Origin of the sequence: Maridesulfovibrio frigidus DSM 17176 (genome assembly GCF_000711735.1) — a bacterium.
Classification (GTDB): domain Bacteria; phylum Desulfobacterota; class Desulfovibrionia; order Desulfovibrionales; family Desulfovibrionaceae; genus Maridesulfovibrio; species Maridesulfovibrio frigidus.
Genome location: NZ_JONL01000010.1, coordinates 86,800 through 100,434, shown reverse-complemented (window position 1 = coordinate 100,434; position 13,635 = coordinate 86,800). Strand labels below are relative to the sequence as shown.

Here is a 13,635-nt window from a genome sequence, read left to right as displayed (position 1 = left end):
AAAACACACCGCAGCGTTTTTTTCAACAAATGAAACGGCTAGAAGTGGTTCTTTCAAACCTGAATTTTAGAAAAAAAATAGACTAATCAGAGCATACTTATTTCCATAAAAAGTTCGCTCTTTTTAATTGGTTTAGCAAGGAACCTGGTGCATCCAGCTTCAAAACACAGCTTTCTGTCTTCATTAAATGCATTAGCAGTAAGAGCTACTATCGGTATAGGCTCAAGTGAATGCTCTTTTTCATATTCCCGAATTGCTTTTGTTGCAGCAAGCCCATCCATGACAGGCATTTGAATATCCATGAAGACTACATCAAAATCACCTTCTTTAAAGGCCTCTAACCCTTCAAGTCCATTTTCAGTTAAAACCATTTCATGCTGGGATTCCCCAATATAAAAAGCAATAAGCATTCTATTACTCTCAGAGTCTTCGACAACAAGAATTTTCTTCTTTTCTATATGTGAATAATTATTCTTATCATTTTCACTATTCAATTTGTTCGTAATGCAATTTTCAGTGCAAACATCAAATGGAGCTGAAAAATGGAATGTCGTACCAACGCCTTCTTCTGACTCAACTAGAATTTCACCTTTCATCAAATCTGCAAACTTTTTGGCAATAGCAAGACCAAGGCCTGTTCCACCATATTTTCTGGTTGTAGAGGAATCAGCCTGCGCAAAGCTTTCAAAAATAGTACTTAATTGATTCTTTGAAACGCCAATACCAGTATCAGAAACACTAAATTTAATAGACACGCTGGAATCATTAATTTTATGGGCTATAACAGAAACAGAGACACTTCCATGTTCAGTGAATTTAACAGCATTGCCTACCAAATTAAGCAATATCTGTTTCATACGTACCTGATCACCCATAACTAATGAGGGTACATCTGGAGAAATAATACTTGAATAATCAAGCCCTTTAGAATCCGCTGAAATCTCCATAATAGCACTTATATCACCAAGCAGAACTGGTATACTAAATGGCACCGACTCTAATTCCATATGTCCAGTTTCAATTTTCGATAAATCTAAAATCTCATTGATCAGATTCATTAAACTTTCACCTGCCGACTCGAATAAACGTATATAATGACGTTGTTCTTCATTTAATTCAGAATCAGCAAGTAAATCTGCAACTCCGAGAATAGCATTCATTGGAGTACGAATTTCATGACTCATATTCGCTAAAAATTCAGATTTAGCTCTATTCGCTGCCTCTGCTTGCAATTTTGCGAATCTTAATGCTCTTTCTGAGTTTCTCCGCTCAGTAATATCCGATCCAACACAAAGCATTTCAGTAAATTCATTATCAGAGTTGTATAAGGCCTTATTCGACCATGCTACCCATATACGGCTTCCATCTTTAAGCATATTTTCATTTTCATGATTAACAAAACCTTCAGGATTATGGAACATTTTATCCACAAAACCGTTAAGAAAACGACCAGAACTGTCTACTTCAGGAATAATGGTCCCAACAGTTTTTCTACCGATAATTTCATCTCTTGAAAATCCAAATAAACGCTCTGCATACTCATTAAAGAAGGTTATGCGACCATTTTTATCAATTCTTAAAATAATGCTGGCGGCATTTTCCACAAGTTCTTGATAAAGTTGCCTGCTTTCTCTTAAACGGCTTTCAGCCCGCTTGCGATCGGCAACCTCTTGTTCTAAGTCATCCCTCGATGCAGTTGTTTTAGTTAACTGATCATTCGTATCTTCAAGTATTTTAGCATAATTCTCGATAGCATCTTTCGCTTTTATAAGCTGCTCTTCTGCTTCCTTGCGCTGTGTTATATCAACAAAACACTCGAGAAGTTGCTCTTTTCCATCAATAATAATTGTGCTTACCGTTTTTTGAACGGTCAGCTTTGCTCCGCTTGCTGTAAGAAGAATTCTCTCAGATTTATCGACATCCTGTTTCAAATCCAAAACAGGACATTTACCCTTTTCAGCAGCACAAATAAAATCGTGACACACGCGGCCTACAATCTGTTCTTTTTCAAGACCTATTAATCTGCACGCTTCGGTATTAGAATCCACTATGGTACGAGTTGCAGGATCAATTAAAAGTACTCCAGCCTGAATTGAAGAAAGTATTTTACTAAGCCTGGACTCACTTTGGCGAAGGGACTCTTCGGCCTCTTTGCGTTTAGCAAAATCTTCAATAGTAGCAATAACTTCTGACTTTGCTTTACCGGGTGTAACAGGATTAAAAACAGCTCGCAGATAAACAACATTTCCGCCAACCACAGAAGTATAGTAATCCTCATACAGTGAAGGTGTGCCAGAAATAGCTATCTTAATAGCTGCGCTCATTTTTGGAGAGGTATTTTGAACTGAATCAAATCCAAGCAAATCTTGTCTTGTAGATCCCATTAATCGAGCAAAGGGCTCATTACAATCTTTGATAAGGCCATCGGAATCAAAATGGATCATACCAAGCGGGGAATATTCAAAAATAACACGATGACGACGTTCGCTATCCATAAGTTCGCGAACTGCAATCTTACGTTCGGCAACTTCTTTATGTAATTCTGAGTTCAGTTCAGCATAACGTTGATAGCTGACGCAGGAGATACACGCGTTAGCTATTTTTGTATTAATAGGCAGAAGTGAAGTTATGAGCGACTTACCAAGGGGGTGACCGCTCTTAAGGAGAACTAAAAAACCGAAACCCGGTAATTCCATAAGATATGCATTACGCCCAGCTATGATTTTATGCATGGGGAGCTTTGAGCAAAACTCATCTGTAGCTTTACAGTCGGAATTACTTTTAACCATATCTATAAGAGATGTAATTGCTTCGGGAGTCTTACCAAGTACTGGATAGGATGAAACGATTTTACAACCAAGAAAACCGTCATCAGTAGACGTCATAAGTACGGCTCCAGCCATACAACCGAGGCGGCGCAAATAGATCGGCAAACCTTCTGTGAGGACATCTTTTAAATCAAGACTATTGCCAAACGCCATGGCCAAATCGAAAAGTATTTGTTCTTGAATACGTATACTCATACGTTTTCCAGTAAAGCTACAACGACAGTTTTATTATGAAATTCCAAATATTCTTCACCGTTATTAGCTATTTCTCCAAGAGATAGAGCTCCAACCAAGGGAACTTTGTCGTTTTGAACAATATCAAGTTCTTGTTGATATTGCTCTTCTAAAAAAAGATAACGCGAAACACAATCAATTAAAATACTTAGAGAAGGTTCTTTGGAACTCTGTTCCTTAGATTTCTCGTTCGCCTGTCGCGCAGCTTCAATAATAGTATCAGGTGCACCATGAAGGATCTCTACAAATGACCCTTCCGGTATTTCTCCAACACAAACCAGATTGCCTTCTTCGTCCACAAAAGCAGGATCGCGTACAATGGGTTCTGCAAAGAGACTCGCCATTCCAAAAGGATAAGCTTTAAAAAAAGTATTAAAATTTGTATCAGAAATTATTTCGGTTGAATGGTCACAAATGGCCTCTCTATAAACTTCCAAAGCAGGCTTCCAATCTAGTGATTTTAATACATTATGATCGGATTCCGTAACCTTGAAAGGGCCACAAATTGGAGTCCAGCCATGCTTAACCCCAATTGAGCTAGGCACATTTATTCCTGCCATGACAGCTGCATCTTCAAGCAACCCATCATTACACAACACACAAGGTTTTTGCTGAAAGTCTAAAGAACCAGCTCCTCCACCAACATAAGTTAGTCCTAATCCCAGAACTTCAAACAAAGAATGCACAAACGAGGCGACTCGTTTTGACAAGCCATCTACAAAAAGGAGTAAGGTCGATGGAATTTCATCAGACTCAAAGGAGCTGATCAGAGGATTTACATAATCCATATCAAAATCACTCAACCCGCGTAAAATATGAGGTTTAAATGAATATGGGAGACCAACAACAATAGTACCAGTCTTAAATTGATCGCGGTCGTGTAAAATTACAGGATAAGTCCCCCCTACCAAAGGCAAGGAAAATTGAGTCAGAATAGGATCAAGCAGTGTAGGAGTGAATCCATTCGCATCACATGCAAAAACAATAACTCCTTTTACCTCGGAGTCATTGTCCATAATTTCAAGAAGCTTATGAAAAGTTTCAACTGAACCAGAAGGATCAACTTCAATACGCATGCAATCTCCAAAAATCAAATAATCATAAATCTAATGGTCCGTATAATATAAAAAAACCACAGCCAGTCTACAAAAAAACAGATAAATACGTAGTAAATAAACTTAAGATTAAGGATAATAACTTAAGAAAAACATTCTTACCATTTTAATACGCAAAGTTGAACCAACAAATGTTAACATATTATATATTAAAGTTACTATTTTTTAAAGCAAAAACACGATTTACCAAGTTATTTTAAGAACAATACAGGGTAGTTAGTAAATACTCAAAAGTTTATGATAAAATATTGTTACGAAGAAAATTAAATCTTAATCCTAATAAGTAAAATCTCCGGCCTGCTGTTTGTTCGAATCGGCGGCCCCCAAAACCCTACTCCGCAACTAATGTAATACTGTGTCATTCCTTTTTGGAAGGCTCCCCAACCCTTATCATAAATTTCATCAATTATGAAATTAACAGGAAAAAGCTGGCCATTATGAGTATGTCCTGAAATTTGTAATGCTGCCCCTGCATTTTCAGCTTCTTCCAGCTCGGCAGGTTTATGATCAAGTATGATTATGGGCAAATTGTTGTTTTTTGGAATCACAAGATTAAGTGGCTTGCGACTTCCCCCGCGAACTAATGCTGCAAAATCATTACGCCCAACGAGAAGTAACTTATCATCAATTGAAACAGCTTCATCAACTAGAACGTTTATACCTTGCTTTTCAAGCAGCTTTTCAGACCAATCTCCACCTAGATAGTATTCGTGATTTCCAAGAACTGCATATTTCCCGAGCGGCGCATGTAATCGTTTAAGTTCTGAAACAGCACCACTTTTCACACAATCATAGTCATCGATAATATCACCACCTAAAAGAATCAGGTCTGGTGTCATTTGATTTATGGAAGTTACAATCCCAGCAACACGTTCTCGGCTCATCAGCTTTCCGGCATGCAGATCGGTAATTGCGGCAATGTCAATTTCAGTTCCGGTACTGTTGCCAGTTCGAAGATCAAATTCAATTTCGCGTATAACAGGGGTCGTAGCGTTGATATATCCGCCAATGGCCATCACTGCGGAAACAAGACACAGCCCTGCAAATATTTTAGCCTTTGGAACAATGTATGCTGGAAACATGGCCTTTACAGCGAGACGAACCGGCTCAAAGCACAGTCCAAGAGGGACCATACATGCGATTATTGCCGCCCATGTGTAACCTGCACCCTGCATGAAAAGTTTGAGAGAGTATGGTATGTCACCCCTAAAAAAGAGGGTCAGGGGAAGCGCTACCGTCATAAGATCAGTAGCAATCAATATTCCGCGCTTTGTTTTGGGTTTACGCTCAAGCATGCGGCATATCCACAGCCGAACATAAAAGTAGCAGAGAAAATAAATGAGCGTCGCTTTAAGGTAAAATGTCATAACTATCCTTATCTACGAAATATTGTGATCCTAGCGCTTACTGCGGGCATTATAAGCTTTCGCAAGTCCACCGCCTGAAGTTTCACGATACAAGCTTGGCAGGTCATGGCCTGTTTCTTTCATAACAGTAACGACTTCATCAAATGGAATCCGATGTGAACCATCTGACAAAATGGACATTTGAGCACGGGCTAAAGCCCTCGTTGCAGCGCAGGCATTGCGTTCAATACACGGAATCTGCACCAGTCCATCAACAGGGTCACAAGTAAGTCCAAGATGATGCTCAAGGCCCATTTCAGCTGCATATTCTATCTGCCGTAATGTTCCGCCCATAAGTTGGTTTGCAGCGGCTGAAGCCATAGCACAAGCAGATCCAACTTCGCCCTGACAACCAACTTCCGCACCGGAAATAGAGGCATTCATCTTAATAACATTCCCGAACAATCCAGCTGTGGCAAGAGCGCGAATAATATCATTATCTTTCAAATCGTAAACATCTTTAAGGTATTTTAGAGTCGCTGGAACAATGCCACATGAACCGCAAGTGGGGGCTGTAACAATAACACCGCCTGCAGCATTTTCTTCAGATACAGCCAAAGCGTAAGCAGTCGTAAGTCCGGTTAACTGCATATCGGCGCTGGCGAGCCTTGTTTTACGATAATAAGATTTAGCCTGTCTTCTAAGTCCAATTGAACCGGGAAGAACTCCTTCGGCATCAAGTCCGCGTTCTAAAGATTCTTCCATTACGGCCCATATTTCGAGTAAAAAACCCCAAATCTCAGGACCTTCGCACTCTTCGACATATTCCCAGTATGTAATGCCCTTATCTTCGCAATGTGCCATAATCGAAGCAATATCATTAAGTTCATAAACAGCTTTAATATCGGAACACTTGGTACCTTCTTCTCGAATAGCCCCGCCTCCAACGCTGTATATTTTCCATGAATCTACAATCTCACGACTCGCATCCAAGGCCTCAAACAGCATACCATTAGGATGTTCAGGCATTTTCTCCTCAGATTTCCAGACAATTTCGGTCTTGTCTTTTCCAAGTACACTAAGAACCGCCCAATCAGTTAAATGACCCTTCCCCGTAGCAGCGAGACTCTCAAACAAAGTCACTCGGTAACCAGCCGCAACAGAGTTCTTTTTTTGAAAGATTTCTGCCGCCATCCGGGGTCCCATTGTGTGACTGGATGAAGGGCCTACTCCTATGCGATATAATTCTTTTAGGGATTCCATTTACTGCTATTCCTTGAAGAAAAGGTGTTTAATTATCAAAAATTTAACTTCATAATAGCCGCAAATTTGCCAAGGGCAAAGCTAATAAAGGAGAGTTATTAAAATAGATTTAGCAAAAGGTAGAAGGATATGTAAAAAACGATAAGTTCATATAAAGAAAATCTAAATAGTATAATATTAAAAACAACCAACACAGAACATAAACACCTGTAATAGAACAATTAAAAATTAAATATAAACTTTCACAAAACAATATAAATGGAGAGACGGTAAGACTCCGACTCTCCATAAAAAACTAATCATGAATTCGGAAACCAGTCAGTTGTTTTCTTACAAAAACCGACAAGCATCAACATTACCGGAACCTCAATCAAAACACCCACAACAGTTGCAAGAGCAGCTCCCGATGAAAGTCCAAAAATCATGACCGCTGTAGCAATTGCCACCTCAAAATGATTTGAGGCTCCGATCATCGCAGCAGGAGCAGCATCTTCATAATTGAGTTTCATGAGTTTTGCCGCGCCGTAGCCGAATGCGAATATCAACACAGTCTGCAAAAATAGGGGGATGGAAATCCATACAATAGTCATTGGATTTGCTAAAATAACTTCTCCCTTAAAACTGAAAAGCAAAACCAGAGTCAATAGCAGCGCGCTGATAGTAATAGGCGTTAAAACATGCAGGAATTTATCATTGAACCACGCTTCACCTTTTACTTTTAAAATCCATTTGCGTGAAAAATATCCAGCAAATAAAGGCAGCGCTACATAAATTGAAACAGACAAAAGCAAAGCCTGCCATGGAACAGGTAATTGCCCTACTCCCAGCAAAAATCCACCTAGCACGCCGTAAAGAACAAGCATTGCGAGAGAGTTAATGGCAACCATGACCAGAGTAAGCCCGTCATTACCTTTCGCAAGGTAACCCCAGACAAGGACCATAGCGGTACATGGTGCAATACCAAGCAAGATACAGCCGCCGAAGTAACTGCGCCAAAGAGGAATCTGCAACATCTTAATTCCGTCCGCCAAAACCACAAGTCCAGAGCCGTGTACCGAACCAACGGGCAAATCCAGACCGAAAGGCATTTTCACCAAGTCCATAGCATCAACGCCAATCATACTTTTGAAGCAATAGCCAAGAAAGAATAGAGCAATTGTGTACATGGTGAACGGTTTAATACACCAATTGATGAACAGCGTAAGAAATACTGGTTTTCCGCTTTTACCAGCCTTAACAACGCTGGCAAAATCTATTTTAACCATAATGGGATACATCATAAAAAATAGACAAATCGCGATAGGAATGGACACAACAGGCGCGCCATTAACATTAATAGACATTCCATCCAATGTCTTAGCCAAATCAGGTGCGACCTTGCCGAGAAAAACGCCACCGACAATGCACAGTCCAACCCAAACAGTCAGATAACGTTCGAAAAGGCTGGTCATTTTACGATCATTTGCGGAGCTAATTTCATTACTCATTTTGTTATCCACGATTAGTTATATAAATGTTAAACTTTGCAAATCCATTCAGATATGAATGAATACTATTTGAAAAGAGACTCTAAACTTTCTGGCAGTGATTCAACGTAAACTTTAATTTCATCACGTACTTTTCGGTAACAATTGAGTTGCTCCTCTTCGGAACCGCCCTTTTCAGATAATTCTTTAGCCATCTTCGGAGGATCATCAAAACCCACATGTGTAACTTTGCAATTACCGGGAAAATAAGGACAGGTTTCATGAGCATGTCCGCAAACCGTCACTACGACATCAATAGGAACATCTTTGAACTCATCAATATGACGCGATCTATGTTTCGAAATATCAACACCAGCTTCAGCCATAACTCTCACTGCATTCGGGTTTAAACCATGAGTTTCTATTCCCGCCGAGTAAGCGTTGATTTCCTCGCTGTTTAAATGTGTTGTCCACCCTTCCGCCATCTGACTTCTGCACGAATTGCCAGTGCAAAGGAAAAGTACGTTCAGCTTTTTACTCATTCAATGTATCTCCTAGGCAAGATAAAATTATATATAAATTTCTTATTTAACCAACTAGCCCAAAGTAGTGAGCTTATGAATTATCATCAATGCAGATTGTGTTACATTTTAGCAACAATTACACATCACTAAAAAAAACGCGAAGCCCCTAAGGACTTCGCGTTTTTTAGTAATGTAAGAATGTAGATTATGCACAAAAAGTAACTCAACTTTATTGAGAATTTTCAGAATCACCCACGTCCATAATATTTAGAGCCCTAGCAGGATTATCCTCTACCCGAGTTAATATCCCCATAACTTGCCCAGTAGGCAGCCACTTTACCTGTCCGGTGGCAACATCGTAAATAGCGCCAATAACCTTGGATCTGCCAGTCTTTACAATTTGCCGAGCTGCGGGACTTTGCATGAAAAGGTCTTCGATGGACTGCCAAACATTTTGTTCAATAGCATAAGGAATTACTTCTTCACCTTTTACACCTGGATTCATGGAGATAGCTTTTTGAACCGCAGGCAGAATAGGCGCGACTAGTGGTGGAATATTCCATTCAAGCTCAGAACCATGGCCCTGCACCGCGTTAGTAACAGCTGCTACCGCCCCACACTGTGTGTGTCCAAGAACAACAAGAACCGGCGTATCTACATGAGCAAGGCCATATTCAATACTTCCAGCCTCATCAGTCTGCACAACGTTTCCAGCAACACGAACCGTAAAGAGGTCCATAACTCCAGCATCAAAAACACGCTCAACAGGAATCCGCGAGTCCGAGCAGGTAATCACAGTTGCGTAAGCATGCTTGCCCTGACTTTCCGCACCTGACTGATTCATACGGGAAATACCGGAATTAGGATGAATAGTAGAACCTGATGAAAAACGATCATTTCCGTCCTGAAGCAACATTATTACTTCAGAAGGAGACGGTTTACCTTTAATAGGAGGGTATGTGTGCTTATCAGCGGGACCTTTAGCAATCTCATCTGGACTAGGAACAGGGACTGCGCCCTTACCATTAGCGGCCATAGCATATATTCCGCGCTTCGGATTTGCCTCAACTTTTTTTAGGATAGATAGAACCTTATCCTCACTAAGCCATTCAACTTGTCCATTAGAAACGTCATAAATACCACCGACAACTTTGACCTTCCCACTCTTAAAAAGCTTGCGCGTAGCAGGACTTTCCATGAATAGATCTTCAATAGACTGCCAGACATTTTCTGTTATGGCATAAGGAACTATCTCGTTTCCTTCAATATTTGAATGCTGAGCCATCGCCCTTTTAACAGCTGGTGCGATGGGAGCTACCAATGGTGGAATATTGCGTTCAAACGTATGACTATGACCTTGCACCACACTAGTAACGGCTTCTACAGCGCCACATTGCTTGTGGCCTAAGACGACTAAAACAGGAGTGTTAACATGTGCTAATCCATATTCAATGCTACCGGCTTCGTCAGTCTGAACAACATTTCCTGCAACACGAATCACAAATAAATCCATAACCCCGGCGTCAAAAACTCTCTCGACGGGAACTCTGGAATCAGAACATGTAATTACCGTTGCATATGCATGATCACCTTGATTCTCCGTTCCAGCCTGATTCAGCCTTATGCTATCAGTATTCTTATGAGTTGGGTTGCCGGAGTAAAACCGTTTATTACCATCCTTTAATAGTGAAAGAACTCCTTCCGGTGACACCTTTTCAGCATACACCTGAGAAAGGTCTGCAATCAATAAAACTGTCATAATGGTTAAAAGCATGGCCAAAGTAAATCTCAAATTCCGAATTCCAGATTTCATTATGACTCCATGGATAAATCTTAAAAAGATTCATTGATCTATATGGTTATGATGCAATCCTATTCAAGCAATTTATTTTACCAAACTTTTATTTAGAAACGTGCTCCAGTCCCGCAACATATGTTTTAGCAACAGCTCTGTCGTCACCGAGCGTCATGAGAACGAACAGCCGTTCCGCCAGAGTTTTGGTGTATTCCATACGATAGCGTAGGAGCGGTGTAGATTCCAAATCTAAAACTACGAAATCAGCTTCCTTGCCGGGCGAGAAGTTACCTATGGAGTTTTCCAGCGATAGTGCTCGCGCTCCCCCGTAAGTAATTAGGTAGAAGGCATCAAAGGCCGAAAGCTTAGTTTCGGCGCGAATGGCCGTCCCCTTGTACGCCTCGCTCAAAGTTACCAGCATAGAAAAACTAGTACCGCCGCCAATATCCGTACCCATTGCTATCATGGCATTCATACGCTTTGCCCGTGCGTAATCGAAAATACCACTGCCGAGAAAAAAGTTAGATGTAGGACACCATGATGCGACAGAACCTGTTTCCGCTATGCGCTCAAACTCCCTATCCGAAAGGTGGACACTATGCCCAAAGATGGTACGTTTTCCGAGCAGGCCATAATGATCATAAACATCAAGATAATCCTTCGATTCAGGGAAAAGTGATTTTACAAGCTCAACTTCATGGAGGTTCTCAGCTAAATGAGTCTGCATATACAGATCCGGATATTCTCTCTTTAGACGACCAGCAACTTCAAGTTCTTCTTTAGTAGAAGTTGGAGCAAAACGCGGAGTGATGGCGTACAAGAGCCGCCCTTTTCCATTCCATTTTTCTATTAGTTCTTTTGAGTCTTCATAAGCTGAATCCGGCGTATCACGAAGCCCCTCAGGCACATCGCGGTCCGAAAGCGACTTCCCTGCAATGATGCGCATATTCCTAGCCTCAGCTTCCTGAAAAAGAATGTCCGTAGCTTCCTTGTGCGATGAAGAATAAAGGGACGCCGTGGTAGTTCCATTTCTCAGCAGCTCATCCAGAAAAAAAGCAGCCCCAGTACGAGCATGTACAGGATCAGAAAATTTTTCCTCGCTAGGGAAAATATACCCTTTCAGCCACTCTAGCAATTGTTCTCCGTAACCAGCTATAGCACCTGCCTGTGGAGAATGAGCATGAGTGTCAATAAAGCCCGGCATTATCAACTGATCACCGTGGTCAATAATTGTAGTACCATCGGCCAGCGTTTCAATTAGCTTTGGAGCTTCCCCGGCAGCCACAACTTTTCCATCTTCAATTATAAGCATTCCGTCTTCAAAATACTCGTATGAATCAGCAGCATTTTGAAGATTAGCATCGTCTTTATAATGAAAAATTGCCCCTCTATGGGCAGTTACTGTTGTCATTTCAGCCTCCTAATCTTTTTTTTGCGAAGTTTCAGTTTTACTAGGACCTGTAAAAACTTCAATACAAACATTCATCAATGCCAACCCCATAAGGTTAACAGTAGTAGCCCCAAACCACATGTATGCGCCCCATTCCGAAAGCTCTTTAATCCAGCCGGACCATAGAACAAAACAAATGATAAAAAATGATAAAAATGTGTCAATAGTCAAAAGAAGTGGAGCTCTGCCGATCCTACGCCCAAGGTGAGCGAGAGAGCAAAATTCAATGTCAGGCCTACGGAGCTGTAATAGCTCTTTAGTGATACGCACAAAATTCATGGCCAGATCTATCACTGACCAGATTACCATAACAATACTAAGTAAAACGTATCCATTTTGATAAGCCAAAAGGCCGAACAGAAACTTGAAAACGCAAAACGGCACACCTATAGTCAATGAAAGAAATGCGGATGTTCTGAACAATCGCGGTTGCTTGTCAGCCAAAGTAGCCCCTCCTGATAATATAAATTATGGTATTTAAAACCAATTCAGACTGTTACTTATTTTTATATTACGGCTATGTTATTGTGCAGAATATCTACACAGAATACATTCCTCAATCGGTGGCAAACGGAGTAAAACTTATTCAATAAATTTGGTTATACCCTTCACATATCGCGGCAATGATATTTTCCATTTAAATAATTCTGTTTTACTAAAAACAAATAAACCACGGGAAGGAATTACTGGTTTTATTTGTTGTACCGGCACTCCGTTTAAAATAGATAGAACGATTTCCCCCGCAGTTATGCCTTGTACTTCTCCACTTAATACCAGCCCACCAATTGTTTTATCCTTTCCAACATTCATTTCCCAAAAACCAAAAATTGGAACGGGAGAATTTTTAGAAGTCCATTTCAAGATATCATCACTTTTAACATGATCATTATTATCATCAACTACAGTTTGAAATAAGCCAAGTATTATTGCGGAATAACCGTCATCTGCGGACTTATTAATAATATTTTTCCAATCCTCAAAAGTAGCAACCTCTTGAATTGTTATTTGTATGTCACCAATTTTTGCAGAATACATACCGTCAAACACTGAATCCATTAACACTTTTGCAGTTGTTCCAGTATCCAATAAAATTAAAATTTTACTCTTATCAAGATTAAGAATTTGTTTTAAATACTTAACAGATCTCTTATATAATGGGCGCTCAAGCACCCCTGTAATATTTTTATTGAGTTCGATATATCTTCGAGGATTGCCATTAATTCCAAGATATACAACGGGAGTGTCTGTTTTCAAAAATTTTGGACCAAGTAGCTTCAAAGCATTATCGTCTGCCAATACCACAACATCGGGTTGAGATTTTATATACTCATCCCACGCAAGATCTGCTCTTTCTTGATATTGATCAGCAACAACTCTCTTGGTATCCATTCTAAAATAAGAAAGATCGACTTTACCCTTTAAAACGGACTCTAAACCTTTTTCATTATTCTTATTCCATTCATATTCAGCATGATAACTTTCGATGACCAACACCTTAGGCTTCGCATTTGCACAGACTGGTAAAAACAAAGTTATTAATGCGACTAGAATCGCAACTCTACTTATAACATAATACATTGGGGCAATCCTACTTCTCATTTTAGATAAATAATG

The 13,635-nt window shown here is 40.1% G+C and carries 10 protein-coding genes; all 10 read right to left on the bottom strand.

Annotated features, from left to right (window positions below; translation table 11 throughout):
• Positions 1–86 precede the first annotated feature (86 nt).
• The gene (locus BR06_RS19920) at positions 87–3,023 is read right to left on the bottom strand and encodes a PAS domain-containing hybrid sensor histidine kinase/response regulator (RefSeq protein WP_051677164.1); all 2,937 of its coding nucleotides are present in this window, start codon (positions 3,021–3,023) and stop codon (positions 87–89) included.
• Positions 3,020–4,138 (bottom strand): FIST signal transduction protein, encoded by a 1,119-nt coding sequence (locus BR06_RS0117280; RefSeq protein WP_031485324.1) that lies wholly within the window; start codon positions 4,136–4,138, stop codon positions 3,020–3,022. The genes BR06_RS19920 and BR06_RS0117280 overlap by 4 nt, the downstream gene beginning before the upstream one ends.
• 302 nt (positions 4,139–4,440) lie before the next feature.
• Entirely contained in the window at positions 4,441–5,472 is a 1,032-nt protein-coding gene (locus BR06_RS0117275) for a metallophosphoesterase (protein ID WP_235727754.1), read from the bottom strand.
• 102 nt (positions 5,473–5,574) lie between these two features.
• Complete coding sequence (locus BR06_RS0117270) at positions 5,575–6,786, bottom strand: L-serine ammonia-lyase (RefSeq protein ID WP_031485321.1); 1,212 nt, start codon at positions 6,784–6,786, stop codon at positions 5,575–5,577.
• 299 nt (positions 6,787–7,085) lie between these two features.
• Complete coding sequence (gene arsB, locus BR06_RS0117265; protein WP_031485320.1) at positions 7,086–8,273, bottom strand: ACR3 family arsenite efflux transporter; 1,188 nt, start codon at positions 8,271–8,273, stop codon at positions 7,086–7,088.
• 65 nt (positions 8,274–8,338) lie between these two features.
• Positions 8,339–8,794: an arsenate reductase ArsC gene (locus BR06_RS0117260; protein ID WP_031485318.1), complete on the bottom strand. Its 456-nt coding sequence runs from the start codon at positions 8,792–8,794 to the stop codon at positions 8,339–8,341.
• Positions 8,795–9,005: 211 nt separating this feature from the next.
• Positions 9,006–10,589 carry a carbonic anhydrase gene (locus tag BR06_RS20785; protein ID WP_235727753.1) on the bottom strand — a complete coding sequence of 528 codons (1,584 nt, stop codon included), beginning with the start codon at positions 10,587–10,589 and terminating at the stop codon, positions 9,006–9,008.
• Positions 10,590–10,677: 88 nt separating this feature from the next.
• Positions 10,678–11,982 carry a guanine deaminase gene (gene guaD, locus BR06_RS0117245; protein WP_031485317.1) on the bottom strand — a complete coding sequence of 435 codons (1,305 nt, stop codon included), beginning with the start codon at positions 11,980–11,982 and terminating at the stop codon, positions 10,678–10,680.
• A 9-nt stretch (positions 11,983–11,991) separates the two neighbouring features.
• Entirely contained in the window at positions 11,992–12,465 is a 474-nt protein-coding gene (locus BR06_RS0117240) for a hypothetical protein (RefSeq protein ID WP_051677163.1), read from the bottom strand.
• A gap of 138 nt (positions 12,466–12,603) precedes the next feature.
• Entirely contained in the window at positions 12,604–13,599 is a 996-nt protein-coding gene (locus BR06_RS0117235) for an ABC transporter substrate-binding protein (protein WP_034603113.1), read from the bottom strand.
• Positions 13,600–13,635 lie beyond the last annotated feature (36 nt).

Excerpts from the sequence above, each read along its gene's own strand:
- BR06_RS20785 (WP_235727753.1), bottom strand. The coding sequence starts at position 10,589 with ATGAAATCTGGAATTCGGAATTTGAGATTTACTTTGGCCATGCTTTTA.
- guaD (WP_031485317.1), bottom strand. The coding sequence starts at position 11,982 with ATGACAACAGTAACTGCCCATAGAGGGGCAATTTTTCATTATAAAGAC.
- BR06_RS0117260 (WP_031485318.1), bottom strand. The coding sequence starts at position 8,794 with ATGAGTAAAAAGCTGAACGTACTTTTCCTTTGCACTGGCAATTCGTGC.
- arsB (WP_031485320.1), bottom strand. The coding sequence starts at position 8,273 with ATGAGTAATGAAATTAGCTCCGCAAATGATCGTAAAATGACCAGCCTT.
- BR06_RS0117275 (WP_235727754.1), bottom strand. The coding sequence starts at position 5,472 with ATGCTTGAGCGTAAACCCAAAACAAAGCGCGGAATATTGATTGCTACT.
- BR06_RS0117270 (WP_031485321.1), bottom strand. The coding sequence starts at position 6,786 with ATGGAATCCCTAAAAGAATTATATCGCATAGGAGTAGGCCCTTCATCC.
- BR06_RS0117280 (WP_031485324.1), bottom strand. The coding sequence starts at position 4,138 with ATGCGTATTGAAGTTGATCCTTCTGGTTCAGTTGAAACTTTTCATAAG.
- BR06_RS19920 (WP_051677164.1), bottom strand. The coding sequence starts at position 3,023 with ATGAGTATACGTATTCAAGAACAAATACTTTTCGATTTGGCCATGGCG.
- BR06_RS0117235 (WP_034603113.1), bottom strand. The coding sequence starts at position 13,599 with ATGTATTATGTTATAAGTAGAGTTGCGATTCTAGTCGCATTAATAACT.